This window comes from Pseudomonas guariconensis, assembly GCF_900102675.1.
In the GTDB taxonomy this organism is placed as follows: Bacteria; Pseudomonadota; Gammaproteobacteria; order Pseudomonadales; family Pseudomonadaceae; genus Aquipseudomonas; species Aquipseudomonas guariconensis.
In genome coordinates, this window is record NZ_FMYX01000004.1 from 179,001 (window position 1) to 204,054 (window position 25,054).

Annotated in this window: 23 protein-coding genes; 14 read left to right on the plus strand and 9 right to left on the minus strand. The window is 62.7% G+C overall.

The genetic code is table 11. The annotated features are described in order from the left end of the window. Positions 1–172: 172 nt before the first annotated feature. Together BLS27_RS08700 and aspA are read right to left on the minus strand one after the other, a co-directional pair. Positions 173–1,165, minus strand: a complete 993-nt coding sequence (locus BLS27_RS08700) for an AraC family transcriptional regulator (protein ID WP_090344173.1) — start codon at positions 1,163–1,165, stop codon at positions 173–175. 196 nt (positions 1,166–1,361) lie between these two features. After that, a complete protein-coding gene (gene aspA, locus BLS27_RS08705; protein WP_043209948.1) occupies positions 1,362–2,786 on the minus strand; it encodes an aspartate ammonia-lyase in 1,425 nt (474 codons plus the stop codon). Positions 2,787–2,966: 180 nt separating this feature from the next. Between aspA and BLS27_RS08710 the strand changes: the two genes are divergently transcribed. The 5 genes from BLS27_RS08710 (at position 2,967) to BLS27_RS08730 (ending at position 6,588) form a co-directional block, all read left to right on the plus strand. Beyond that, complete coding sequence (locus BLS27_RS08710; protein WP_090344176.1) at positions 2,967–3,908, plus strand: LysR substrate-binding domain-containing protein; 942 nt, start codon at positions 2,967–2,969, stop codon at positions 3,906–3,908. 171 nt (positions 3,909–4,079) lie between these two features. Beyond that, positions 4,080–4,571: a 5-(carboxyamino)imidazole ribonucleotide mutase gene (gene purE / locus BLS27_RS08715; RefSeq protein WP_043209945.1), complete on the plus strand. Its 492-nt coding sequence runs from the start codon at positions 4,080–4,082 to the stop codon at positions 4,569–4,571. Between the two features lie 10 nt (positions 4,572–4,581). Beyond that, complete coding sequence (locus BLS27_RS08720) at positions 4,582–5,664, plus strand: 5-(carboxyamino)imidazole ribonucleotide synthase (protein WP_070572184.1); 1,083 nt, start codon at positions 4,582–4,584, stop codon at positions 5,662–5,664. A 96-nt stretch (positions 5,665–5,760) separates the two neighbouring features. Further along, positions 5,761–6,009 carry a GlsB/YeaQ/YmgE family stress response membrane protein gene (locus BLS27_RS08725; protein ID WP_043209941.1) on the plus strand — a complete coding sequence of 83 codons (249 nt, stop codon included), beginning with the start codon at positions 5,761–5,763 and terminating at the stop codon, positions 6,007–6,009. A gap of 45 nt (positions 6,010–6,054) precedes the next feature. After that, complete coding sequence (locus tag BLS27_RS08730) at positions 6,055–6,588, plus strand: DUF3299 domain-containing protein (protein ID WP_167358079.1); 534 nt, start codon at positions 6,055–6,057, stop codon at positions 6,586–6,588. Between the two features lie 60 nt (positions 6,589–6,648). On the opposite strand, the gene BLS27_RS08735 is transcribed toward BLS27_RS08730, so the two are convergent. Beyond that, complete coding sequence (locus BLS27_RS08735) at positions 6,649–7,545, minus strand: D-hexose-6-phosphate mutarotase (RefSeq protein ID WP_090344179.1); 897 nt, start codon at positions 7,543–7,545, stop codon at positions 6,649–6,651. Positions 7,546–7,617: 72 nt separating this feature from the next. Beyond that, on the minus strand, positions 7,618–8,016 hold the full coding sequence (locus BLS27_RS08740; protein ID WP_003253317.1) for an acyl-CoA thioesterase: 399 nt from the start codon (positions 8,014–8,016) through the stop codon (positions 7,618–7,620). Between the two features lie 360 nt (positions 8,017–8,376). On the opposite strand from BLS27_RS08740, the gene BLS27_RS08745 reads away from it, so the two are divergent. The 8 genes from BLS27_RS08745 to BLS27_RS08780 all read left to right on the plus strand — a co-directional run bounded on the left by BLS27_RS08745 (position 8,377) and on the right by BLS27_RS08780 (position 19,036). After that, complete coding sequence (locus BLS27_RS08745) at positions 8,377–9,666, plus strand: MFS transporter (protein WP_090344181.1); 1,290 nt, start codon at positions 8,377–8,379, stop codon at positions 9,664–9,666. Between the two features lie 198 nt (positions 9,667–9,864). Continuing rightward, positions 9,865–10,863, plus strand: a complete 999-nt coding sequence (locus tag BLS27_RS08750; RefSeq protein WP_043209935.1) for a phosphate ABC transporter substrate-binding protein PstS — start codon at positions 9,865–9,867, stop codon at positions 10,861–10,863. A gap of 139 nt (positions 10,864–11,002) precedes the next feature. Beyond that, complete coding sequence (locus tag BLS27_RS08755; RefSeq protein ID WP_090344183.1) at positions 11,003–13,291, plus strand: ABC transporter permease subunit; 2,289 nt, start codon at positions 11,003–11,005, stop codon at positions 13,289–13,291. A 17-nt stretch (positions 13,292–13,308) separates the two neighbouring features. Further along, positions 13,309–14,979, plus strand: coding sequence for a phosphate ABC transporter permease PstA (gene pstA / locus BLS27_RS08760; protein WP_043209932.1), 1,671 nt, complete (start codon positions 13,309–13,311; stop codon positions 14,977–14,979). Between the two features lie 102 nt (positions 14,980–15,081). Beyond that, positions 15,082–15,915 carry a phosphate ABC transporter ATP-binding protein PstB gene (gene pstB / locus BLS27_RS08765; RefSeq protein WP_043209930.1) on the plus strand — a complete coding sequence of 278 codons (834 nt, stop codon included), beginning with the start codon at positions 15,082–15,084 and terminating at the stop codon, positions 15,913–15,915. Between the two features lie 130 nt (positions 15,916–16,045). Further along, positions 16,046–16,816 carry a phosphate signaling complex protein PhoU gene (gene phoU / locus BLS27_RS08770; protein WP_043209928.1) on the plus strand — a complete coding sequence of 257 codons (771 nt, stop codon included), beginning with the start codon at positions 16,046–16,048 and terminating at the stop codon, positions 16,814–16,816. Between the two features lie 164 nt (positions 16,817–16,980). Further along, positions 16,981–17,895: a response regulator gene (locus BLS27_RS08775; protein ID WP_043209926.1), complete on the plus strand. Its 915-nt coding sequence runs from the start codon at positions 16,981–16,983 to the stop codon at positions 17,893–17,895. Positions 17,896–18,139: 244 nt separating this feature from the next. Further along, positions 18,140–19,036 carry a peptidoglycan DD-metalloendopeptidase family protein gene (locus tag BLS27_RS08780; RefSeq protein ID WP_090344185.1) on the plus strand — a complete coding sequence of 299 codons (897 nt, stop codon included), beginning with the start codon at positions 18,140–18,142 and terminating at the stop codon, positions 19,034–19,036. Between the two features lie 66 nt (positions 19,037–19,102). On the opposite strand, the gene BLS27_RS08785 is transcribed toward BLS27_RS08780, so the two are convergent. The 3 genes from BLS27_RS08785 to phoB all read right to left on the minus strand — a co-directional run bounded on the left by BLS27_RS08785 (position 19,103) and on the right by phoB (position 22,843). Beyond that, complete coding sequence (locus BLS27_RS08785) at positions 19,103–20,443, minus strand: hemolysin family protein (RefSeq protein ID WP_043209925.1); 1,341 nt, start codon at positions 20,441–20,443, stop codon at positions 19,103–19,105. A gap of 244 nt (positions 20,444–20,687) precedes the next feature. Next, on the minus strand, positions 20,688–21,995 hold the full coding sequence (gene phoR / locus BLS27_RS08790) for a phosphate regulon sensor histidine kinase PhoR (RefSeq protein ID WP_043209923.1): 1,308 nt from the start codon (positions 21,993–21,995) through the stop codon (positions 20,688–20,690). A 158-nt stretch (positions 21,996–22,153) separates the two neighbouring features. Next, positions 22,154–22,843, minus strand: coding sequence for a phosphate regulon transcriptional regulator PhoB (phoB, locus tag BLS27_RS08795; protein ID WP_003253341.1), 690 nt, complete (start codon positions 22,841–22,843; stop codon positions 22,154–22,156). A 177-nt stretch (positions 22,844–23,020) separates the two neighbouring features. Between phoB and BLS27_RS08800 the strand changes: the two genes are divergently transcribed. After that, on the plus strand, positions 23,021–23,392 hold the full coding sequence (locus BLS27_RS08800; protein ID WP_043209922.1) for a COG4315 family predicted lipoprotein: 372 nt from the start codon (positions 23,021–23,023) through the stop codon (positions 23,390–23,392). 88 nt (positions 23,393–23,480) lie between these two features. Here the strand turns inward: BLS27_RS08800 and ubiA are convergent, their stop codons facing one another. Beyond that, positions 23,481–24,371 carry a 4-hydroxybenzoate octaprenyltransferase gene (ubiA, locus tag BLS27_RS08805; protein WP_090344187.1) on the minus strand — a complete coding sequence of 297 codons (891 nt, stop codon included), beginning with the start codon at positions 24,369–24,371 and terminating at the stop codon, positions 23,481–23,483. Beyond that, positions 24,371–24,928, minus strand: a complete 558-nt coding sequence (locus tag BLS27_RS08810; RefSeq protein ID WP_090344189.1) for a chorismate--pyruvate lyase family protein — start codon at positions 24,926–24,928, stop codon at positions 24,371–24,373. The genes ubiA and BLS27_RS08810 overlap by 1 nt, the downstream gene beginning before the upstream one ends. Positions 24,929–25,054: the final 126 nt, after the last annotated feature.

Genomic DNA, 25,054 nt, shown 5'->3' on the forward strand with positions numbered 1-25,054 from the left:
CGAGTGGCGGGAGAACGTTGCAAACGGCCAAAAGGGGATCGATGTGGCCAAAGACAGTGTCCGGTGTGGGGGAATGTTCGCGGGTAAATCCGCTCCCGCAGGCCTCCCGCTGATTTTGAATTCAGCACAAATACCTTAGGAGCGGGTTTACCCGCGAAAAGCCCGGCACCGATCAGCCGCGAAAATGACTCGGCGCAACGCCGCTCCAGCGCTGGAAGGCATGGCGAAAGCTCGCGGTCTCGCTGAAGCCGAGCGTCTCGGCGATGCGGTAGATTGGCATCTGGTCCTCGGCCAGCAACTGCTTGGCCCGCTCGAAGCGCAGCTCGTCGAGCAATTGCTGATAGCTGCAGCCCAGGGCTTGCAGGTGCCGGCGCAAGGTGCGCGAGGAGCAGTTCATCTGGCGCGCCAGACCTTCGAGTCCGGGGGCGGCATCGAGTTGCTTGATCAGCAGCTGGCGGATGCGCCCCAGCCACGCCTGGCGCCCGGTGAACTCAAGGTTCAGCTGGCGGCAACGCTCGGCCATGGCCTTGTGGGTGATGGGGTCGGCCAGGGGCAGGGGCATGTCCAGCCAGCGGCGTTCGAAGGCAAAGGCATTGTCGTTGGCATCGAAGCCCAGGGGGCACGGGAATGCATCGGCATAGAGCGCGTGGTAACCCGGCCGTGGATGCTCGAAGCGCGCCGCGAGCAGCGGCAGTGGGCGCCCCAGCAGGTCGTCACAGATGACTTTCAGCGACACCAGGCAGAATTCGGCATTGAAGGCCGCCAGGGCAGGGCTGTCTTGGTAATCGCTGGCGCTGAACCAGATCCGCTGGCCGTCGTCCTCCAGGCGCAAGTGAAAGGCTGTGCCCAGCAGTGCGGGATAGCGCAGCGCCAAGCGCAGGGCGTCACCCAAAGTGGCACTGGAGAGCAGGGCGTAACCGAGCATCCCGTAGCATGACACGTGCATGCGCCGCCCCAGCTCCAGGCCGATCTCCTCGCGCAGGGCTACGGCATTGGCGCATACCTGCAGTTCTTGCTGGGTGGTGATGCGGGCATCGGCATGGCCCAGATCCGCCGCGCCAATGCCGCTGCCGCAAAGCAGGCGCTCGGCATCGCAGCCTTCTTCCTGGAAGACCTTGAGAATCAGCGAAACTGCGTTGAGGGTGGTCAGGTGGCTGTGCAGCATGCTCGGTATCCCGTGGGGCTGGGAAGCATTATGGAGCAAGTTGTGTGCCGGACGGCCATGTGGCGCTGCTTTGCAGTCCACTACGGCCTTGGTGGCCGCGCGCATAAAAAAAGGGCCCGTAGCGTGCGCTCGGGCCCTTGAAAGGTTGAGAGGTGTCTAGTCCCTCGACCTGGTGAGACGTTTTACAGCGGTCTGGTTACGCCTTCAGCGGAACCAGACGTGGAGCGATCATGTTTTCCGGACGCAGGATGTCGTCGAGCATCGCGTCGTCCAGCAGCTTCTCTTCGCGCACCAGTTCCAGAACACCGCGGCCGGTTTCCAGGGCGACGCGGGCGATACGGGTGGCGTTTTCGTAGCCGATGTACGGGTTCAGGGCAGTGACCAGGCCGATCGAGTGCTCGACCAGTTCACGGCAGCGCTGTTCGTTGGCGGTGATGCCGACGATGCAGTGCTCGCGCAGCATGTCCATGGCGCGCTGGAGCAGGCGGATGGAGTCGAAGATCTTGTAGGCGATCAGCGGTTCCATGACGTTCAGCTGCAGCTGGCCACCTTCGGCGGCGACGGTCAGGGCCAGGTCGTTGCCCATGATGGCGAAGGCCACCTGGTTGACGGCTTCCGGAATAACCGGGTTGACCTTGCCTGGCATGATCGAGCTGCCTGGCTGGCGTGCCGGCAGGTTGATCTCGTTGATGCCGGTGCGCGGGCCGCTGGACAGCAGGCGCAGGTCGTTACAGATTTTCGACAGCTTGACCGCGGTGCGCTTGAGCATGCCGGAGAACAGCACGAAGGCGCCCATGTCGGAGGTGGCTTCGATCAGGTCGGCAGCCGGGACCAGCGGCTGGCCGCTGATGGTCGCCAGGCGCTGCACGGCCAGGGCCTGGTAGCCAGGGTCGGCGTTGATGCCGGTGCCGATGGCGGTACCGCCCAGGTTGATTTCGGTCAGCAGCTCCGGAGCCAGCGAGCGCAGGCGCTGCAGGTCTTCGGTCATGGTGGTGGCGAAGGCGCGGAATTCTTGGCCAAGGGTCATCGGCACGGCGTCCTGCAGCTGGGTACGGCCCATCTTCAGTACGTGGTCGAATTCCTTGCCTTTGGCCGCGAAGGCCTGGATCAGGCTGTCGAGGCTGGCCAGCAGGGCGTCGTGACCCAGCAGCAGACCCAGGCGGATCGCGGTCGGGTAGGCGTCGTTGGTCGACTGCGCCATGTTCACGTCGTTGTTCGGGTGCAGGTACTGGTACTCACCCTTCTGGTGGCCCATGACCTCCAGCGCGACGTTGGCGATGACTTCGTTGGCGTTCATGTTGGTGGAGGTACCTGCACCACCTTGGATCATGTCCACAACGAACTGGTCGTGGAACTCGCCGCGGATCAGACGGGCGCAGGCCTCGCTGATGGCAGCGTGCTTGGCATCGCTCAGGTGGCCCAGCTCACGGTTGGCGTCGGCAGCGGCCTGCTTGACCATGGCCAGGGCCACGACCAGCTTCGGGTAGTGCGACAGCGGAACACCGGAGAGGTGGAAGTTGTTGGCAGCGCGCAGAGTCTGGATGCCGTAGTAGGCATCGGCAGGGACTTCAAGGGTACCAAGCAGGTCTTTTTCGACGCGGAACGATGCAGCGGAGGACATGACGGATATCATCTCGATTTAAACCCGGCACCTGCCGGAATGCCGCCAATCCTAGGCCTGCCCGGATTTTGCGGCCAATGCTGTTGCACGCTAACCTATGCACAAACGGCATACCGATTCATGTGACGCCAATTGACAAACGAGCGTGTTCCATTTTGGTGCGCGCTGGGAGACCGCTTCATGAACCTCGAAAGCAAGTGGCTGGAAGACTTCAGCGCCCTGGCCGCCACCCGTAGTTTTTCCCAGGCGGCGGAGCGTCGTTTCGTCACCCAGCCGGCCTTCAGTCGGCGTATCCGCAGCCTGGAAGCGGCGCTAGGGCTGACCTTGGTGAATCGTTCCCGCACACCGATCGAGCTGACCGAGGCCGGGCAGTTGTTTCTCGTCACGGCGCGCACGGTTGTCGACCAATTGAGCGAAGTTCTGCGCCATTTGCATCATCTCGAAGGCGGCCAGGGTGAAGTGGTCCAAGTGGCTGCCGCACACTCGCTGGCATCGGGCTTCTTCCCACGCTGGGTGGCCCAGTTGCGCAACGACGGCCTGAACATCGCCACCCGTCTGGTGGCCACCAACGTGGGCGATGCCGTGCATGCGTTGCGTGAAGGTGGTTGCGACCTGATGCTGGCGTTCTATGACCCGGATGCGGCCTTGCAGATGGATGCCGAAATCTTCCCCTCGCTGCACATGGGCACTACCGAGATGCTGCCGGTATGCGCCGTGGGCGCCGACGGCAAGCCGTTGTTCGACCTTGAAGGCGAGAGCAGCGTGCCTCTGCTGGCTTACAGCGCTGGGGCTTTCCTCGGTCGATCGGTCAACTTGCTGCTGCGTCAGCGCAACCTGCGCTATACCACTGTCTATGAAACCGCCATGGCCGACAGTCTCAAGAGCATGGCCCTTGAAGGTATGGGTATCGCCTGGGTGCCGCGGCTGTCGATGCGCGGCGAGCTGGAGCGTGGCGAACTGGCGATCTGTGGAGGCAGCCAATGGCACGTGCCGTTGGAAATTCGCCTCTATCGCTGCGCCTTGGTCCGCAAGGCCAACGTGCGTCTGCTCTGGCGCAAGCTGGAGGGTGGCACGACGACCGCATCTGTTGACCCGAAAGTCAGCCAAAGCCCCGAAAAATAAGGCCGACAGTTGGTCGCCGGGGGTGCCTGGATGGCCTCGCGTTACGCTATACTTCGCGGCCCCCAGGCCGGAACGATCCGGCCATGATCAGCAAACAAGCCACGCCGGTCGTCCCGCGTGGCTTGTTGTTTTTTGACGCGCCCAAGGGCGCACAAGCGAAGAGGCTCGACGATGAGTGCACTGGTTGGCGTGATCATGGGCTCCAAGTCCGATTGGTCCACCCTTAGCCACACCGCCGATATGCTGGAAAAACTCGGCATTCCCTACGAGGTGAAGGTGGTTTCCGCCCACCGTACGCCGGATCTGCTGTTCCAGTATGCCGAAGAGGCCGAAGGCCGCGGCATCGAGGTGATCATCGCCGGTGCTGGCGGTGCTGCCCACCTGCCGGGCATGTGCGCCGCCAAGACCCACCTGCCGGTGCTGGGCGTGCCGGTGCAGTCCTCGATGCTCTCGGGTGTCGACTCGCTGCTGTCGATCGTGCAGATGCCCGCAGGCGTACCTGTCGCCACCCTGGCCATCGGCAAGGCCGGTGCCATCAACGCGGCGCTGCTCTCGGCGAGCATCCTGGGTGCCAAGTACCCGCAGTATCACGCGGCACTCAAGCAGTTCCGCACGGAGCAGACCGAAACCGTCCTGGACAATCCGGACCCGCGCCAGGCCTGAGGCTATCAACATGAAGATCGGTGTAATCGGTGGTGGCCAGCTCGGCCGCATGCTGGCCTTGGCGGGTACTCCGCTGGGCATGAACTTCGCTTTCCTCGACCCGGCCCCGGACGCCTGCGCGGCTGCCTTGGGTGAGCACCTGCGCGCCGACTACGGCGATCAGGATCACCTGCGTCAGCTGGCTGACGAAGTCGACCTGGTGACGTTCGAGTTCGAAAGCGTTCCGGCCGAAACCGTGGCCTTCCTCTCGCAGTTCGTTCCGGTCTATCCAAGTGCCGAAGCCCTGCGCATCGCCCGTGACCGTCTGTTCGAAAAGAGCATGTTCCGCGATCTGGGCATCCCGACGCCGGCGTTCGCCGACATCCTGTCCCAGGAAGACCTGGACGCGGCGGTGGCCAGCATCGGCCTGCCGGCAGTCCTCAAGACCCGGACCCTGGGCTATGACGGCAAGGGCCAGAAGGTCCTGCGCAGTGCCGAGGATGTGGTCGGCACCTTCGCCGAGCTGGGCAGCGTCCCATGCCTGCTCGAAGGCTTCGTGCCGTTCACCGGTGAGGTGTCGCTGGTGGCCGTGCGTGGCCGCGATGGCGAAACCCGCTTCTACCCGCTGGTGCATAACACCCATGAGAGCGGCATCCTGCGCCTGTCGGTCGCAAGCGATGCGCATCCGCTGCAGGCGCTGGCCGAAGACTACGTGGGTCGCGTGCTGCAGAAGCTGGACTACGTGGGTGTGATGGCTTTCGAGTTCTTCGAGGTCGACGGTGGCCTGAAGGCCAACGAAATCGCCCCGCGGGTCCACAACTCCGGGCACTGGACCATCGAAGGGGCCGAGTGCAGCCAGTTCGAGAACCATCTGCGCGCCGTGGCCGGCCTGCCGCTGGGCTCGACCGCCAAGGTCGGCGAGAGCGCCATGCTCAACTTCATCGGTGAAGTGCCGGCTGTGGATAAGGTCGTGGCCATCGACGACTGCCACCTGCACCACTACGGCAAAGCCTTCAAGGCCGGCCGCAAGGTTGGTCACGCCACCCTGCGCTGCGCCGACATGGCCACTCTCAAGGCCAAGATCGCCGAAGTCGAAGCGTTGATTGCCGGCTGATTGAACCTCTGCCCTGCGCAGGCCCTCTGAAATGGCAACAAGCCAAAGTGCTGTCTAGGCTTTGGCTTGTTCCATCTTCAAAGCAGAGGGATTGCCATGGGTATCATTGGAACCATTTTCATCGGCCTGATCGTCGGCCTGCTGGCCCGTTTTCTGAAACCAGGGGACGACAGCATGGGCTGGATCATGACCATTCTTCTCGGTATCGCCGGGTCCCTTGCCGCGACTTATGGCGGGCAGGCGCTGGGTATCTACCAGGCGGGGCAGGCCGCAGGTTTCTTTGGCGCCCTGGTGGGTGCCATCATCCTTCTGGTGATCTACGGATTCATCAAGAAACGCGGGTGACTGGTTTAGAATGCTCGGCAATTGACTGAGTTGCCGAGCATTTTCATGCGTGCGTTTTTCCTTGTCCCCCTACTGCTGGCCAGTGCACTGGCCCATGCCGAGCTGCCCGAAACCGACTGGCTGGAGCTGATGCCAAAGTCGGACCAGAAGGCGCTCGAGCAGATGCCTGAAATCGACCACGACTCTCCTGAAGCCATGGGCACCTTCACCGAAAAGGGTGGGCTCAAGCAGGCCAAGGGTCTGCCGGCGGTGATGTACTCCACCAAGACGGTGGCCGCCATGAATGGCAAACAGATCCGCCTGGGCGGTTATCCGGTACCGCTGGAAAGCGACGCCAAGGGCAACAGCACCTTGTTCTTCCTCGTGCCGTATCCCGGCGCCTGTATCCACGTGCCGCCGCCGCCACCCAACCAGCTGGTGCTGGTGCGTTATCCCAAAGGCATGAAAATCGACGACATCTACACGCCGCTGTGGGTCAGTGGCACCTTGAAGGTGGAGAAGGTCAGCAACGACCTGGCCGATGCGGCCTATGCGCTGGAGGCAGGGAAGGTGAGGGTGGTAGAGGACGCCGACCTCTGATTCGATCTTTTCCGAGCCGCTCCCACAGGTTATGTGAGAACCCAGTGGGAGCGGGTCTGGTCAGAGTGCTTCGCTGGTGATCGTAACGCTCAGCGAATGACTCGCCCCTGGGGCCAGGTTTACCACATCGTCCCACACATTCGCTGTTTCGATGCACAGCATTCGCTGCCAGCCATCATCGGCCATGTCCGCCAGCTCCCGGGCGCGATCGGTCCATGGGTTCCAGATCACCGCCGAGCGTGAGCCCGTAGCGTGCAAAGTGATGCGGCGGTTCCATTGCGGGTCGACGATCTTCAGCAGATCAGGTGTCTGCAGGTAGATGCGGTCGGTCTCGCCGGCAAAGCCCAGGGCGCTGAGCTGCTGGCGCAGTTCCCAGTCGGTCAGGGTTTCGATGTAACCAAGGTTCTCCACGCCCTCGACCCGAGCCTGTCGTACATCGCTGACCGCAAAGTAGCTGTGCAGGGCCTGGCTGATGGTGACGTTGTCATTACCCTGGTTGAAGCTGCTCAAGGTCAGCTTCAATTGCGTGCCCATTTCGATCAGCAGCTTGAGCTCGACCTCATGAGGCCAGCCTGGCAGGTCGCCCAGCGCTTCCGGTAGGCTGAACTCGATGCGAAGGCCTTCTGCGGCCTCCTCGATGCCCAGCAGCTGCCAGTCACGGGTGCGCGCCAACCCATGGGCAGGTGCCTGTTCGCCTTGGTACATGGCCTGCACGGCCTGGGGGTTGCGCTGCAGATTGCCGAACCAGGGCCAGCACACCGGCACTCCGGCGCGCACGGACTTGCCCTGGCGGAAGATGGCTTGGTCGCTCAACCACAGCAATGGGGGCTCACCCAGTCGTTGGTAGCTCAAGACCTGGGCGCCCTGTTGGGCGATCAGCAGTTCGGCATGATTGCTGGTGATGCGCCAGCAGTTGAGTTCGCCGTGTTGTTCCGTTTCGACCTGGAAAGTAGCCATGCGCTTGTCTCGTCGTGATGCATATCAGGCCTTGGACCTCATGCCTTGCAACGAGTTTACCGCGCCCCTGGCTCAGCGACGAGGGACGGAACGGGTACGGCCACTGCCGTCGATGGCGACGAAAACGAACACAGCTTCGGTGACCTTGCGCCATTCGCTGGAAAGCGGGTCGTCGCTCCACACTTCCACCATCATCTGGATGGAGCTACGGCCGATTTCCAGGGTCTGGGTGTAAAAGGAAAGCTGCGCGCCCACGGCCACCGGGACCAGGAAAGCCATGCGGTCGATCGCCACGGTGGCAACGCGGCCACCGGCGACGCGGCTGGCCATGGCGGTGCCGGCCAGGTCCATCTGGGCGACCAGCCAGCCGCCGAAGATATCGCCGAAACCGTTGGTTTCACGGGGTAGGGCAGTGATCTGAAGGGCAAGGTCGCCCTGTGGGATAGGATCTTCTTGTTCGAGCTCAATCATGCGGTGGGGCCTCGGACCCGTGACGCTTTCGTTGGTTGGCGCAAATGACGGTCGCCGGGAAAACGATTCAGCTTGAAACATACTACGCTGATTTCGCTTCGATGGGCGGCCAAAGGGAGACTCTGCGAAACCGCCTGCAACATTGACCGGCGTTTTCGCACAGCATCCCACGTGTTGCTCAACCTTTTCCTACGAGCGGTCAGTATATAGACCTGCACAGCCAGCGACGACCGCGCATTCGTGAATATCTGTATGGATTTTGTACCGCTATGAGGCGGGTGCGGCAATTTGTTATCTTCGCGGGTCACTGACCCAGAAGCCGCGTGACAAACGGCCTGCAGACCAATAAGAGAACAACCCATGACCTCCGTGCCGAGCAGTATCGAGCAGCCCTCGCGGCCGCTGACCCGCAGTGACTACAAGACCCTTTCACTGTCCGCCCTTGGTGGAGCACTGGAATTCTACGACTTCATCATCTTCGTGTTCTTTGCCACGGTAGTCGGCAAGTTGTTCTTCCCCGCCGACATGCCCGAGTGGCTGCGTCTGATGCAGACTTTCGGCATCTTCGCGGCCGGCTACCTGGCGCGGCCTTTGGGCGGCATCATCATGGCCCACTTCGGCGACCTGCTCGGTCGCAAGAAGATGTTCACGCTGAGCATCTTCATGATGGCCTTGCCGACCTTGGTCATGGGCCTGCTGCCAACCTACGCGCAGATCGGCCTGTGGGCCCCGGTCCTGCTGCTCTTGATGCGTGTCGTGCAAGGTGCGGCCATCGGTGGCGAGGTTCCGGGCGCCTGGGTGTTCGTCTCCGAGCATGTGCCGGCGCGCAATACCGGTTATGCCTGCGGCACGCTCACGGCGGGCCTGACGTCAGGCATTCTGCTCGGCTCGCTCGTGGCAACCTTGATCAATACGGTCTACAGCGCCGACGAAGTGGCGGACTACGCCTGGCGCATTCCGTTCCTGCTCGGGGGCGTGTTCGGCCTGTTCGCGGTGTACCTACGCCGCTGGCTGCACGAGACGCCGGTATTTGCCGAGATGCAGCAGCGAAAGGCCTTGGCCGAAGAGCTGCCGCTGCGTGCGGTGCTGCGTGATCATCGTGGTGCGATCATTTTGTCGATGCTGCTGACTTGGCTGTTGTCGGCGGGCATCGTGGTGGTGATCCTCATGACCCCGGCGCTGCTGCAAAGCCTCTATCACATCAGCCCCACCGACTCGCTGAAGGCCAACAGTCTGGCTATCGTCCTGCTCAGCATTGGCTGTGTGGGTGCCGGCAGCCTGGCCGATCGTTTCGGCGCCGGGCGTGTGTTCATCGTCGGCAGCCTGGCGCTGCTGGCATCGTCCTGGGCCTTCTACCACAGCCTGCCGACGCGACCGGACCTACTGTTCCCGCTGTACGCGTTGACCGGTCTGTTCGTCGGCATCGTCGGTGCGGTGCCTTATGTGATGGTCAAGGCCTTCCCGCCGGTGGTGCGTTTCAGTGGGCTCTCGTTCTCCTACAACCTGGCCTACGCCATCTTCGGCGGCCTGACGCCAATGGTGGTCACCGCGCTGCTCAAGTTCAGCCCCATGGCACCTGCCTATTACGTGTCTTGCCTGTGCGCCGTGGGTCTGCTGGTGGGTGTCTACCTGCTCGCGACCAAGCGCTGACCGAGGGCGGTCGTATCCGCGAAGACGGCATGGCGATGTTTATCCTGCAGTGCCGCAACATCCTGTAAAGGCCATCCCGGGCGACCGTGATGGCCTTTCATCCAATTGTCACATTCAAGTCATAGAGTGTTCATGCGGCCTGCAGATACTTGGGCCCGATCCATCTCACACCCCAAATATTCCTGCTAGGAGTTAGGCATGAAACTGAAGCGTTTGATGGCGGCCCTCACGTTCGCCGCCGCTGGCGTCGCTACCGCCAATGCGGTTGCCGCCGTCGATCCTGCAATCCCGACCTACACCAAGACCACTGGCGTATCGGGCAACCTCTCCAGCGTCGGTTCCGATACCCTGGCGAACCTCATGACTCTGTGGGCCGAGGCCTACAAGAAGGAATACCCGAACGTAAACATCCAGATCCAGGCTGCCGGCTCCTCCACTGCGCCACCCGCGCTGACTGAAGGCACCGCCAACCTCGGCCCGATGAGCCGCAAGATGAAGGACGTCGAGCTGCAGGCCTTCGAGCAGAAGTACGGCTACAAGCCGACCGCCATTCCGGTCGCCGTCGACGCCCTGGCAGTCTTCGTCCACAAGGACAACCCGATCAAGGGCCTGACCATGGCTCAGGTCGATGCCATCTTCTCCTCGACCCGTCTGTGTGGTGGCAAAGCCGACGTCAAGACGTGGGGTGATGTGGGCGTGACCGGCGATCTGGCCAACAAGCCGATCCAGCTGTTCGGCCGCAACTCGGTATCCGGCACCTACGGCTACTTCAAGGAAGAAGCGCTGTGCAAAGGCGACTTCAAGCCTAACGTCAACGAGCAGCCAGGCTCGGCTTCGGTCGTGCAGTCGATCAGCAGCTCGCTGAACGGCATCGGCTACTCGGGCATCGGCTACAAGACCGCCAGCGTCAAGACCGTGCCTCTGGCCAAGAAAGAAGGCGGCGCCTTCGTCGAGGACAACGAAGCCAACGCCCTGAACGGTACCTACCCGCTGTCGCGCTTCTTGTACGTCTACGTCAACAAGGCCCCGAACAAGCCTCTGGCCCCGTTGGAAGCTGAGTTCGTGAAACTGGTCCTGTCCCAGGCGGGCCAGCAGGTCGTGGTGAAGGACGGCTACATCCCGCTGCCGGCCAAAGTGGTCGACAAGACCCTGGCTGACCTGGGTTTGTCCCACGCCGGTAACGTTGCAAAGAAGTAAGTAACTGAGGAAGAGGCCGGCGCCGAACGCCGGCCTCCTCCACGAATTCCTCGTCCGAAGCCAGGATTCCTGAGCGGCGGGCTTTTTTGCGTCACTGCATTGTCATGTTTTTGTCATACGGGACCGCTAGGGTGTGCGCATGAATGATCTGGCCAACTCCACCATGACCCAAAATTCTCCCCCCGTGCGGATTGACTTCAATACGCCCGAGCTGCAACGCAAGCGCCGCCTGCGTGCGCTGAAGGATCGCCTGACCCGCTGGTATGTACTGGTTGGCGGGCTTGCCGTGCTGGCAGCCATCACCCTGATCTTCTTCTACCTGGCCTACGTGGTCCTGCCGCTGTTCCAGGGCGCCGAGCTGACCAGCAAGAAAGCGCTGGAGCCGACGTGGCTGCAACAGGATGCCGGCAAGCCGCTGATGATCGCCCTCGAGGAGCAGAACCTCGTGGGCATGCGCGTTTCCGATAAGGGCCAGGCGCTGTTCTTCGATTCCAAGACCGGCAGCGAAGTCGAGCATGTCGACCTGCCGTTGCCGGCAGGCACTCAAGTGACGTCCATCAGCGCCGACCAGCCGGGCAGCCCGCTGGTGGTGCTTGGTCTGTCCAACGGCCAGGCGCTGGTGTTCCACCACACCTACAAGATCACCTATCCGGACAACAAGAAGACCATCGATGCGGGTATCGACTACCCCTATGGTCAGGCGCCGTTCGTGCTCGACCCACAGGGCCGCGCGCTGGAGCACGTGAGTGTCAACGTCAACGGCGATACCCTGCTGCTGGCTGGCTCTACCGGTTCGCAACTGCACGTGACCGAGCTGACCCGTCAGGAAAACATGATGACCGGCGAAGTCACCACCGAGCAGAACCGCATCGAGCTGCCGCAGATGACCGAGCCGGTGAAGGCCATCTTCGTCGATCCGCGTCAGCAATGGTTGTACGTGGTCAACGGTCGTGCCATCGCCGACGTCTTCAGCCTGCGCGACAAGAGCCTCAATGGTCGCTACAAACTGTCTGAGGATGGCGACACCGAAATCACTGCCAGCGCCCAACTGGTCGGCGGCATCTCGCTGATCTTCGGTGATTCCAAGGGCGGGCTGAGCCAGTGGTTCATGGCTCGCGACCCGGATGGCGAGTCGCGCTTCAAGCTGATCCGTAGCTTCCAGCTGGGCAAGGCGCCGGTCGTGCAGATCGATGCCGAAGAGCGTCGCAAGGGCTTCGTCGCGCTGGACAGCGAAGGCAAGCTGGGCGTGTTTCACAGCACCGCCCACCGCACCCTGCTGGTCGAGCCGGTCGCAGAAGGCGCCGGCGTGCTGGCCCTGTCGCCACGCGCCAACCGCATCATCATCGAGCAAGGCGGCAAGCTGTTGCCACTGAGCCTGAAGAACCCGCACCCGGAAGTGTCTTTCAGCGCGCTGTGGGGCAAGGTCTGGTACGAGAACTATGACGAGCCGAAGTACGTCTGGCAGTCCACGGCCTCCAACACCGATTTCGAGCCCAAGCTGAGCCTGTCGCCGCTGACCTTCGGCACTCTGAAGGCCGCCTTCTACGCGATGATCCTGGCCGCGCCTCTGGCCATCGCCGCCGCTATCTACACCGCCTACTTCATGGCCCCGGGCATGCGCCGCAAGGTCAAGCCGGTCATCGAGTTGATGGAAGCGATGCCGACGGTGATCCTCGGCTTCTTCGCCGGCCTGTTCCTGGCACCGTACCTGGAAGGTCACCTGCCAGGTGTGTTCAGCCTGCTGCTGATCCTGCCGATCGGCATTCTCGCCGCCGGCTTTGCCTGGAGCCGCCTGCCGGAGTCGATCCGCCTGCGTATCCCGGACGGTTGGGAAGCGGCGATCCTGATCCCGGTCATCCTGGTGATCGGTTGGTTCGCCCTGTTCATGAGCCCGTTCATGGAGAACTGGTTCTTCGGCGGCGACATGCGTCTGTGGATCACCAATGACCTGGGCATCACCTATGACCAGCGCAACGCCCTGGTAGTGGGTATCGCCATGGGCTTCGCCGTCATCCCGAACATCTACTCCATTGCCGAAGACGCTGTATTCAGTGTGCCACGCAGCCTGACACTGGGCTCCCTAGCCCTGGGTGCGACACCCTGGCAGACCCTGACCCGCGTGGTCATCCTCACCGCAAGCCCGGGTATTTTCTCGGCGCTGATGATCGGCATGGGCCGTGCGGTGGGCGAGACCATGATCGTGCTCATGGCCACCGGCAACACCCCGGTCATGGAGCTGAACCTGTTCGAAGGCATGCGCACCCTCGCCGCCAACGTGGCGGTGGAAATGCCCGAATCCGAAGTCGGCGGCAGCCACTACCGTGTGCTGTTCCTCGCTGCCCTCGTGCTGCTGATGTTCACATTCATCATGAACACCTTGGCCGAGCTGATTCGCCAGCGTCTGCGCAAGAAATACTCGTCGCTTTGATAGAAAGGTAGAGATCCGTGAAAAAGGATTCCCTCAAAGGCTGGTTCAAGAGCGGCGCCCCTGGCGTCTGGATCAGCGGTGGCGCGGTCGCCATGGCGGTGATCATGACCGTCGGCCTGCTCGCCGTGATCGCCGTCCGCGGCCTGGGCCACTTCTGGCCAGCCGACCTGATCCAGGCCACCTACAAGGTGCCGGGCCAGGGCGATCATGTGATCATCGCAGAGGTGGTGCAGAAAGAAGAAGTGCCACGTGCCCGCCTCAAGGGCGCCGGCTTGCCGGTTCCGGACGAAGGCCCGGAGTTCATGACCCGCGAGCTGGTCAAGGTGGGTAACCGCGACCTCAACGGCAGCGACTTCACCTGGTTGGTAGGCGACTGGCTGGTCGACCAGCAGAAGCCGGCCGACTTGATTGCCCTGGAGCGCCGCGAGTGGGGCAATTTCTATGGCTACCTGGCGAGCGTCAAGGAAGAAGGCCGTGTGGTCGCCGAAGGCCCTGCCGCCTGGGCTGAGCTGCAGAGTCGCCTCAAGCGCGCCGACCAGCTGGCCCGAGAGCTGCAGACCCTTGAGAAGAAAGACATCGGTGCCATCAACCATGGTCTTGAGCGTCTGCGCCTGCAGGCTCGCAAGCTCGAGCTGGACGGCAAGCTGGACGCTGCCGCCCAGGCGGACATGGACGCTGAGCGTGCCGAGCTCAACGCTCGCTACAAGGCCATCGAAGAGCGCCTGACCGGCCTGCACCAGGCATTCGCCCGCGACAGCCTGGTGGCCCGCGACGGCAATGGCCGCGAAGTGGAGATCAACCTGAGCAAGGTGGTCCATGCCTACCAGCCCAACGGCATGTCTGTCATGACCAAGCTGGGCGTGTACTTCAGCAAGGTGTGGGAGTTCCTGAGCGACGACCCGCGTGAAGCCAATACCGAAGGCGGTATCTTCCCGGCCATCTTCGGCACCGTGATGATGACCCTGATCATGGCCGTGATCGTTACCCCGTTCGGTGTACTGGCGGCGGTCTACCTGCGTGAATATGCCAAGCAGGGCCCGGTGACTCGCCTGATCCGTATTGCAGTGAACAACCTGGCGGGTGTTCCGGCGATCGTCTATGGCGTGTTCGGCCTGGGCTTCTTCGTCTATGTGCTGGGTGGCTCGATCGACCGCCTGTTCTTCCCCGAAGCCCTGCCGGCGCCGACCCTCGGTACCCCGGGCCTGCTGTGGGCCTCGCTGACCCTGGCGCTGCTGGCAGTGCCGGTAGTGATCGTGGCCACCGAGGAAGGCCTGGCGCGCATCCCACGTACGGTGCGCGAAGGCTCCCTGGCGCTCGGCGCGACCAAGGCTGAGACCCTGTGGAAGATCGTTCTGCCAATGGCCAGTCCGGCCATGATGACCGGCATGATCCTCGCCGTGGCCCGTGCCGCGGGCGAAGTGGCGCCGCTGATGCTGGTGGGTGTGGTGAAACTGGCGCCATCGCTGCCGGTGGACGGTAACTACCCGTACCTGCACCTGGACCAGAAGATCATGCACCTGGGCTTCCACATCTACGACGTCGGCTTCCAGAGCCCGAACGTCGAGGCCGCGCGGCCGCTGGTGTACGCCACCGCGCTGCTGCTGGTGCTGGTGATCGCGACCCTCAACCTCTCGGCGGTGTGGATCCGTAACCACCTGCGCGAGAAGTACAAGGCCCTCGACAGCTGATTTCAGCTTTAAGCTTCAAGCGGCAAGCTCCAAGCAGATTGCCGCTTTGACCCAACTTGCAGCTTGCAGCTCGAAGCTTGCAGCTACGAACGGAGTGAGAACATGCAGCATGAATCCCACGCCCACGGCATCGACATGTCCGCCCTGGGCCGCGACAAGCAGAGCCTGCGCCTGGCCGAAGAAACCGTGGCCATCGAAGTCCCGGGTCTGTCCCTGTTTTACGGCGACAAGCAAGCGCTGTACGACGTGAAGATGAACATTCCCAAGCAGCGCGTGACCGCCTTCATCGGCCCGTCCGGCTGCGGCAAGTCGACCTTGCTGCGCACCTTCAACCGCATGAACGACCTGGTCGACGGTTGTCGCGTGGAAGGCGCGATCAACCTGTACGGCAACAACATCTACCGCAAGGGCGAGGATGTGGCCGAGCTGCGCCGCCGCGTCGGCATGGTGTTCCAGAAGCCCAACCCGTTCCCCAAGACCATCTATGAAAACGTGGTCTACGGCCTGCGCATCCAGGGCATCAACAAAAAGCGCGTGCTCGACGAAGCCGTCGAGTGGGCCCTCAAGGGCGCGGCCCTGTGGGATGAGGTCAAGGACCGCCTGCACGACTCGGCCCTAGGCCTGTCCGGTGGTCAACAGCAGCGTCTGGTCATTGCCCGTACCATTGCCGTTGAGCCGGAGGTGCTGCTGCTCGACGAACCTTGCTCGGCGCTGGACCCGATCTCGACGCTGAAGGTCGAAGAACTGATCTACGAACTGAAATCCAAATACACCATCGTCATCGTGACCCACAACATGCAGCAGGCGGCCCGCGTATCGGACTACACCGCCTTCATGTACATGGGCAAACTGGTCGAATTCGGGGATACCGACACGCTGTTCACCAATCCGGCGAAGAAGCAGACCGAAGACTACATCACCGGTCGTTACGGCTAAGGGCGCCTTTGGCGCAGCTGCAAGCATCAAGCTGCCAGCTGCCAGAAAAAGCGGTTAGCGCGGCGCCAGGGAACGACACGAACCACTTGAAGCTTGCAGCTTGGGGCTTGCAACTTCGCGGAGCGAAAGCATGATCAACAAAGAGAGCCTTACCCACCACATCTCCCAGCAGTTCAACGCCGAGCTCGAGGAGGTTCGCAGCCACCTCCTGGCGATGGGTGGCCTGGTCGAGAAGCAGGTCAACGACGCCGTCACCGCGTTGATCGAGGCCGACTCGGGCCTGGCCCAGCAGGTGCGTGAAGTCGACGAGCAGATCAACCAAATGGAGCGCAACATCGACGAGGAGTGCGTGCGCATCCTCGCCCGTCGTCAGCCGGCGGCTTCTGACCTGCGTCTGATCATCAGCATCTCCAAGTCGGTGATCGACCTGGAGCGCATCGGCGACGAATCGACCAAGATCGCCCGCCGCGCCATTCAGCTGTGCGAGGAAGGCGAGTCGCCACGCGGCTACGTCGAAGTGCGCCACATCGGTGACCAGGTCCGCAACATGGTGCGTGACGCGCTGGACGCCTTCGCCCGTTTCGATGCGGATCTCGCCCTCTCGGTGGCCCAGTACGACAAGACCATCGACCGCGAGTACAAGACCGCCCTGCGTGAACTGGTCACCTACATGATGGAAGATCCGCGCTCGATCTCCCGCGTGCTGAGCGTGATCTGGGCCCTGCGTTCGCTGGAGCGCATCGGCGACCATGCGCGCAATATCTCGGAACTGGTGATCTACCTGGTGCGCGGCACCGACGTGCGTCACATGGGCCTCAAACGCATGAAGGCCGAAGTGCTGGGCGAAGCGGCCGACGATGGCGAAATCGCTAATGTTCCGGCCGAATCGGACGATAAGTAGGATTGCTCCCGAGCATCGACGCCCGGCCTAGGCCGGGCGTTTTCGTTTGCGGTCGAGCAGCCAGCAGGCACCCGCGAATGACCAGAGGAGTCCCGGCGTGACCAGTGGTTTGGCAAATGGCCATCAGTCGGCGGTATGCTAGTCGGGGTTCAAGAGGAGTATCGATGAGTAAGGTCAATGTGCTGGTCGTGGATGATGCGCCATTCATCCGTGACCTGGTGAGGAAGTGTCTGCGCAATGCCTTCCCAGGCATCGTCATCGAAGATGCGGTCAACGGCCGCAAGGCCATGGCCATGCTGGGCAAGGAGCGGTTCGACCTGGTCCTGTGCGATTGGGAAATGCCGGAGATGTCTGGCTTGGAACTGCTCACCTGGTGCCGGCAGCAGCCGGAGTACAAGGACTTGCAGTTCATCATGGTGACCAGCCGTGGCGACAAGGAAAACGTGATCCAGGCCATCCAGGCCGGTGTTTCCGACTTTGTGGGCAAGCCGTTCACCAACGAGCAACTGCTGACCAAGGTGAAGAAGTCCCTGACCAAGCTCGGCAAGCTCGACAGCCTGATGGCCAGCGCACCGGCGCGGGTCAACTCGGCATTTGCCAATGACTCGCTCAGTGCCCTGACCGGCGGTCGCCCCGAGACGGTCAAGGCTCCGGTGGCTGCTGCCGCTGCGCCGGCACCTGCGCCTGGCAAACCGCTGATCAACGCGCCGACCCCGAAGACGGCCGCCGCCGCCGCCCAGAGTGGACGTGGCCAGGGGCAGTTGCGCTTGTCCAGCGGTACCCAGCCCTGCGTGATCAAGGCATTGAGCCTCAAGGAAGCCTTGCTGGTGGTTCGTCGCAGCCCCACGCTGCCACAGGTGCTCGAAGGGGCGGTGTTGGACCTGGAGCAAGGCGAGAACGCCGAAGTCGCCCGGCTCAATGGCTACCTGCACGCCATCGCCGCCCTGGAGCCCAAGCCTGAAAGTGACTGGCTGCAACTGACGTTCAAGTTCGTCGACCAGGATGCGCAGAAGCTCGACTACCTGTCGCGCCTGATCGCCCGCGGAACCGCGCAGAAGCACTTCACCCCCGGCGCCTAGATCGCCAATCCGGAGCGCGGCTGCGCGCAGGTAAACCCGCCCACAGGTATCCGCGGAGCACGTGTGGGAGCGGGTTTACCTGTGAAGCAGCCACCGTCCATGGATACCACGGGCTTTGCCCCTTTTCGCGGGTGAAGCGGGGCGCCAGTGATGGCCAATTGCTCATTTCCCGACCAACTGCAATACCCCTTTGAAATCCGACTGCTAGGCTTCCAGACACAATAACTGTCAAAAAGCCACCGCCATGCCAACTCGTCTGCTGCTGTTCTGTGCCTTGCTCACGGTCTCGGCTTCGAGCGTGGGCATGACCCTGTACAAGACCACCGATGCTTACGGCGTGGTCTCCTACTCTGAACACCCAAGCCCTGGTGCCAAAGCGTTCGTGCTGCGCGAGCCGATGTTCGAGCGGCTGGAGCGCCAGGTGCGTTTGCGTACAGTCGATTTTGCGGGCGGTACGCGCTTTTTCGTGCGTAACGATCTGTTCGCGCCGGTGGAGGTCGAGCTGCGTTTGCAGCGCCTGGCCAATGTCCAGGGCGGCAGTGCGCCCCGGATCGTCCGGCGCGTGGTACCGCCGCGCTCGACGCAGGTGCTGACGGTACTGGCGGCGTTGCCCGGCGAGCGGGTGAAATACGATTCGAAACTGCGCTATGCCCTGGGTGACCCCGCGCGGCGCCCACAGGCGTTTCGCTATCCGTTCCCCTGGCAAGGAGGGCCGTTCCGGCTGAGCCAGGGCCCGAACGGGCGCTTCAGCCACTTTGGCCCCAAAGGGCGCTACGCCATGGACATCGCCATGCCCGAAGGCACGCCGATCGTCGCGGCGCGGGGCGGGGTGGTGGTGAAGATCGAGAACAACCAGACGGGCCGTGGCAACAACCCGGCGGGCAACTTCGTCAGGATCCTGCATCCGGATGGCACCATGGGTGTCTATCTGCATCTGATGCGCGGGTCGGTGGTGGTCAGCGAAGGGCAGCGGGTGTTGCAGGGGGCGCCATTGGCGAAGTCGGGCAATACCGGCAACAGCACCGGGCCCCACCTGCATTTCGTGGTGCAGCGCAACGTGGGGTTGGCGCTGGAGTCGATCCCCTACCAGTTCGACCGACCGATCGGAGGGATGCCAGACTTCACCGCTGGCAACCCTTGAGCTTGCAGGGGGCGCTGTGGATGCTGGCGCCAGCCAGCGATGGGGCGCAAAGCGCCCCCAGAGCAGTCAGATGAGCTTCAGTACCTTGGCCAGCACGATCTTCGGCCCTTTCATCTTCTTGATGATGATTCGCAGGCCTTCGACCTCCAGCACTTCCTCTTCCTCCGGTACGCGCTTGAGCGTTTCATAGACCAGACCTGCCAGGGTCTCGGCCTCGATGTGGTCCAGATCCACCCCCAGCAGCCGTTCGACCTTGAACAATGGCGTGTCGCCACGTACCAGCAGCTTGCCCGGCTGGTAGGCGAGGATGCCGCGTTCGGTCTTGCGGTGCTCGTCCTGGATGTCGCCGACCAGCACTTCCAGCACGTCCTCCATGGTGAGGTAGCCGATCACCTTGCCGTCGGCTTCCTCGACCAGCACGAAGTGCGCGCCGCCCTTGCGGAATTGCTCCAGCAGCTGGGACAGCGGCATGTGCCGCGAGACGCGCTCCAGCGGGCGAGCCAGGTCGTCCAGGTCCAAGGTTTCTGGGAAGTGGTCCATCTCGGCCAGTTCCAGCAGCAGGTCCTTGATGTGCAACAGCCCCACGAACTCTTCGCGCTCGGCGTCGTAGACCGGGTAGCGGCTGAACTTGTGGCGACGGAACATCGCCAGGATTTCCTTGAGCGGTGCCTTGGCATCGAGGCTGACCATGTCCTCGCGGGAGTTGGCCCAGTCGACCACTTCCAGTTCGCCCATCTCCACTGCCGAAGCCAGTACACGCATGCCTTGGTCGCTTGGGTCCTGGCCACGGCTCGAATGCAGGATCAGCTTGAGTTCTTCGCGGCTGTAATGATGCTCGTGGTGCGGTCCAGGCTCGCCCTGGCCGGCGATACGCAAAATGGTGTTGGCGCTGGCGTTGAGCAGGTAGATCGCCGGGTACATCAACCAGTAGAACAGGTACAGCGGCACCGCCGTCCACAGCGACAGCAGCTCGGGTTTGCGGATCGCCCAGGACTTGGGCGCCAGCTCGCCGACCACGATGTGCAGGTAGGAGATCACAAAGAAGGCGACGAAGAACGAGATCGCTTTGACCAGCTCCGGCGTATCGACGCCAACGGCGGCTAGCAGCGGCTCGAGCAGGTGCGCGAAGGCCGGCTCACCGACCCAGCCCAGGCCCAGGGAGGCCAGGGTGATGCCCAGCTGGCAGGCCGACAGGTAGGCGTCCAGCTGGTTGTGAACCTTGCGCAGGATGCTGCCGCGCCAGCCGTGCAGTTCGGCGATCGACTCGACGCGGGTCGCGCGCAACTTGACCATGGCGAACTCGGCGGCAACGAAGAAGCCGTTGAGCAGCACCAGAAGGAAGGCAAAGAGAATCATGCCGAAGTCGGCGAAGAGGGAGATGAAGCTGAAACCAGGGGAAGGGTCCATGATGGAGTTTTTACAGGGTCCGTCTTTGAATTAGGGAGAAAAAAAGTGCCAGCGTTGGCTGGCACAGGGGATCCAATGTAGCGGTTGAAGCTGCAAAAGCAAAGGGCGCGCTATCACCCCGTTGGTGGCAACGCCGCCTGCACGGCTGGCACGCACCTCGTGGGAGCGGGTTCAGCCGCTAACCAGGTCATGCACCGGCTGTGCCGGCGTCGGCGGGTAAAATCGCGCCTGCGGTGCCGTGGTTTCAGGCTTTGTTCGTCACCACCTGGGCAGGTGCGAAATGGCAGGTGAAGGTGCTGCCGTGGCCTGGCACGCTGCTGATCTCAAGGCGTGCACGATGGCGCAGCAGCACGTGCTTGACGATCGCCAGGCCAAGCCCTGTGCCGCCCGTATTGGAGGCGCGGCTGGAGTCGACCCGGTAGAAGCGCTCGGTCAGGCGGGGCAGGTGTTTGGCATCGATGCCGATGCCGGAGTCCTGCACGGAGAGGTGAGCACCTTGCTCGTCCGCCCACCAGCGAATGCGGATGTTGCCTTCGTCCTGGGTGTACTTCACGGCGTTGAACACCAGGTTGGAGAAGGCGCTGCGCAGTTCCGACTCGCTGCCCTTGAGGCGCACGCCAGGCGCTGCCTCCAGCGTGATGCGCTGGTTGCGTGGGCCGGACAGCGCTTGAGCGTCGCCCTTGATCGATTGCAGCAGGGCCTCGACGGCCACGGGCTGATTGTCCGAGGGATAGTCGGTGGCTTCGAGCTTGGCCAGCAGCAGCAGGTCGTTGAGCAGTGTCTGCATCCGTGCGCCTTGCTGGCTCATCTGCTGGAGCGCCCGGCCCCAGCGTGGGTTCACGTCGTCGACGTTGTCCAGCAGGGTTTCCAAGTACCCTGTGATGACCGTCAGGGGGGTGCGCAGCTCGTGGGAGACGTTGGCGACGAAATCCTTGCGCATCTGCTCGAGCTGATGGATGCGGGTGACGTCGCGTACCAGCATCAGGTGCTCGTTGTTGCCATAGCGGGTGATGTGAAGCTGGACCCGCATCCGGTCGTTGATCGGGGAGGGGATCTCCAGCGGCTCGACGTAGTTCTCCGATTCGAAGTACTCCTTGAAGCGCGGGTGGCGCACCAGGTTGGTCACCGGCTGGCCGCCATCCTGTGGAGTCTTGAAGCCCAGCAGGGTTTCAGCGGCGCGGTTCCACCATTCGAGGTTGCCTTCGCTGTCGAGCATGATCACCGCATCGCGCAGCGCCGCGGTGGATTCCTGCACCCGGTCGATCACCGCCTGCAGGCGGCCGCGCACCCGCTGATCGCGACGTTGCAGGTGGTAGATGCTGTCGAACACCTCGCCCCACAGGCCGTAGCCATCGGGCGGGGCTTCGTCGGGCTGATGATTGCGCAGCCAGTCGTGCAGGCGCAGCAGTTGCTTGAGGGTCCAACCCAGGTAGAGCGCAAGGCCGATGGCCAGGCTCCAGCCGTAGTAGCCGCTGACCAGCCCGCCGATCAGGCAGACGGTGATCAGCAGCAGCATGTGGCGAATCAAGGTCGCGTGCCAGTTCTGGTTCAATTGAGGGGATCCTTCGGATCCAGCTTCAAGCTGCAAGCTGTGTGCTTCAAGCTGCAAGAAGAAGCGGATCGGTGGTGCTGTTCAGTCCTTTATTCCAAGCCTGGCGGCAAGCTGTTCGGCGCTGCCGGCGCGTGCCGCCTGAAGCTTGGCGCTTGCAGCTAGCTCTTGGTCGAGAAGCGGTAGCCGGTGCCTCGGACGGTTTGTACCAGATTTTCGTAGGCTTCACCCAATGCCTTGCGCAGGCGACGAATATGCACGTCGACGGTGCGTTCCTCGACATAGACATTGCCGCCCCAGACTTGGTCGAGCAACTGGCCCCGGGTGTAGGCGCGCTCCTGGTGGGTCATGAAGAACTGCAGCAGGCGGTATTCGGTAGGGCCCATTTCGGCGGGCTTGCCGTCGATGGTCACGCGGTGGCTGATCGGATCGAGCAGCAGGCCGCCCACTTCGATCGGCGCCTCGCTGTCGCTGGGGCCGGTGCGGCGCAGTACGGCTTTGAGACGCGCGACCAACTCACGAGGCGAGAACGGCTTGGTGATGTAGTCGTCGGCGCCGACTTCCAGTCCCTGAATCTTGTTGTCCTCTTCACCCTTGGCGGTGAGCATGATGATCGGGATGTCGCCGGTCAGTTCATCGCGCTTCAGGCGCCGGGCCAACTCGATACCCGAGGTGCCGGGCAGCATCCAGTCGAGCAGGATCAGGTCCGGCTTGCGATCGACGATGATGGCATGGGCTTGCTGGGAGTTTTCCGCTTCCAGGCAGTCATAGCCGGCCATTTCCAATGCAACGGCGATCATCTCGCGAATGGGCGCTTCGTCGTCGACGATCAGAATGTTTCTGCCAACCATTGCGTAAAACCTCTCCCAGGAACTGTGTCTTGGCCCGCATTAGATAACGGAATTATTGCAGCTGTGTGACAGGACATTGGCGATTCTGGCGACATTCCATGACTGGACTAGGCTTGAAGGGGCCGCCACGGCGGTGGCGAAACCTCATTTACACCCCCCGAAACCATGGTGATTCCAATGACACGACATACGCTGAGCTGGATGGCCCTTTTCGCTGCGCTGGCGCTACCGGGGGTGGCATCGGCCCACCACGCGATGGAAAAGGATGGCATGTGGGTCGATCATGCTGGCATGACCCTCTACACCTTCGACAAGGATGCCGACGGCAAGTCCATGTGCAACGGCGAGTGCGCCAAGAACTGGCCGCCGTTGATGGTCAAGGCCGAAGACGAGCCCGCCAAGGACAAGTGGACCCAGGTCACCCGCGATGACGGGACCAAGCAGTGGGCTTATGACGGCAAGCCGCTGTATACCTTCATCAAGGACAAGAAAGCCGGGGACAAGACCGGTGACGGCGTGAAGGACGTCTGGCATATCGCCAAGCCTTGAACCTTACAGAGCGGGTTTACCCGCGAATGCGAAGGTGCAATCACCTTCGATTCGCGGCTAAACCCGTCCCACAGCGATGGTGCAGGGCTCAGCGCAATCCGTAGTCCACCACCACACCGATGAAGATCAGCATCCCTGCCCAGTGATTGTGCAGGAAGGCCTTGAAGCACGATTCCCGGTCCAGCTTGCGCGTTGACCAGTATTCCCAGGCAAAGCACCCAGCTGCCGCAAGCAGGCCCAAGTGGAACCATCCCCCCATGTCGAAGCGATTGCCCGCCAGCAACAGGCAGCCCAGCGACAGCATTTGCAGGGTCAGGATGATGGTCCGGTCGGCTTCGCCGAAGAGGATTGCCGTGGATTTCACGCCGATTTTCAGGTCGTCGTCGCGGTCCACCATCGCGTAATAGGTGTCATAGCCCACGGTCCACAGCAAATTGGCGATGTACAACAGCCAGGCGCTGGCCGGCAGCTCGCCCCCTGCGGCGGTGAACGCCATGGGGATACCCCACGAGTAAGCCGCACCCAGCACCACCTGGGGGTAGTAGGTGTAGCGCTTCATGAATGGGTAGCAGAACGCCAATGCCACCGCGCCGAACGACAGCCATACCGTGCGGGCATTGGTGCACAGCACGAGCAGGAAACTCACTCCCACCAGGATCGCGAACAGCATCAGCGCTTCGCGAGGCCTTACCCGGCCGCTGGCCAGCGGCCTGTCGGCGGTGCGTTTGACATGGCCATCGACCTTGCGGTCGGCGAAGTCGTTGATGCAGCAGCCGGCGGCACGCATCAGTACCACGCCCAGGCCGAAGATCAGCACATTGGCCAGCGTCGGCGAGCCGTTGCCGGCGATCCACACTGCAGAAAGGGTGGGCCACAGCAGCAGGTAGATGCCGATCGGGCGGTCCATGCGGCTGAGCTGGATGAAGTCCCAGGCCCGGGGATGCAGGCGGTTGAACGACTTGAGCAGTTGCAGGTACATCAGCGGATTTCCTCCTTGGCCGCTTGCCATAGGGCCGGCAGGAACACCTCGGCCACCAGCAGGTCAAGGCCATCGCGGGCAAACCGCGAACGCCGCCCCCACAGGTTGGCATGGCGCGCTTCGGGCGGCAGCCAAGCCTGTGGATAACTGCACACTTCGATGGGGTGACGGGTGAAGGCCTGGTCGCAGAACAATAGCTCGCCCAGCGAGCGGCTGCCCAACGTCTCGAGGTTCAGGCCACCGCGCTCCAGGGCGCTGCGCCCGGCCACGCTGCGGGCGAACACCCAGGGTTGGTCATGGCCGCGCAAGTAGACTTCGCGCACCCAGCCTTCTTCGCCAGGAGCCAGGCCCAAGGCTTGGCATTCGTCATCGCGCAGGGGCTGCCAGCCCTCGAACAGGGGGGTGACGGCGAAATGGTCACGGGAGAGGTGGGTCAGGCGGCGGGTCAGAGAGCCTTGATCGAAGAGCCAGTCGAGAATCGACGGTTCGATGCCGGCAGCCAGCTGTGAATACGGCAGCCACGCGACAGCGGCTGCTTGCGGGGTTTCGTACGGCACGTCGGTATGCTTGTTACAGCCAGAGAGGCGGCGAGCTTAGCATGTTTGCCGCTGTTGCTTGCATACTGCTGGAAGGGCCAGTACAAAGCCCCTGCGGTACCGCCGCGCCTGATCCAGATGAGGAAG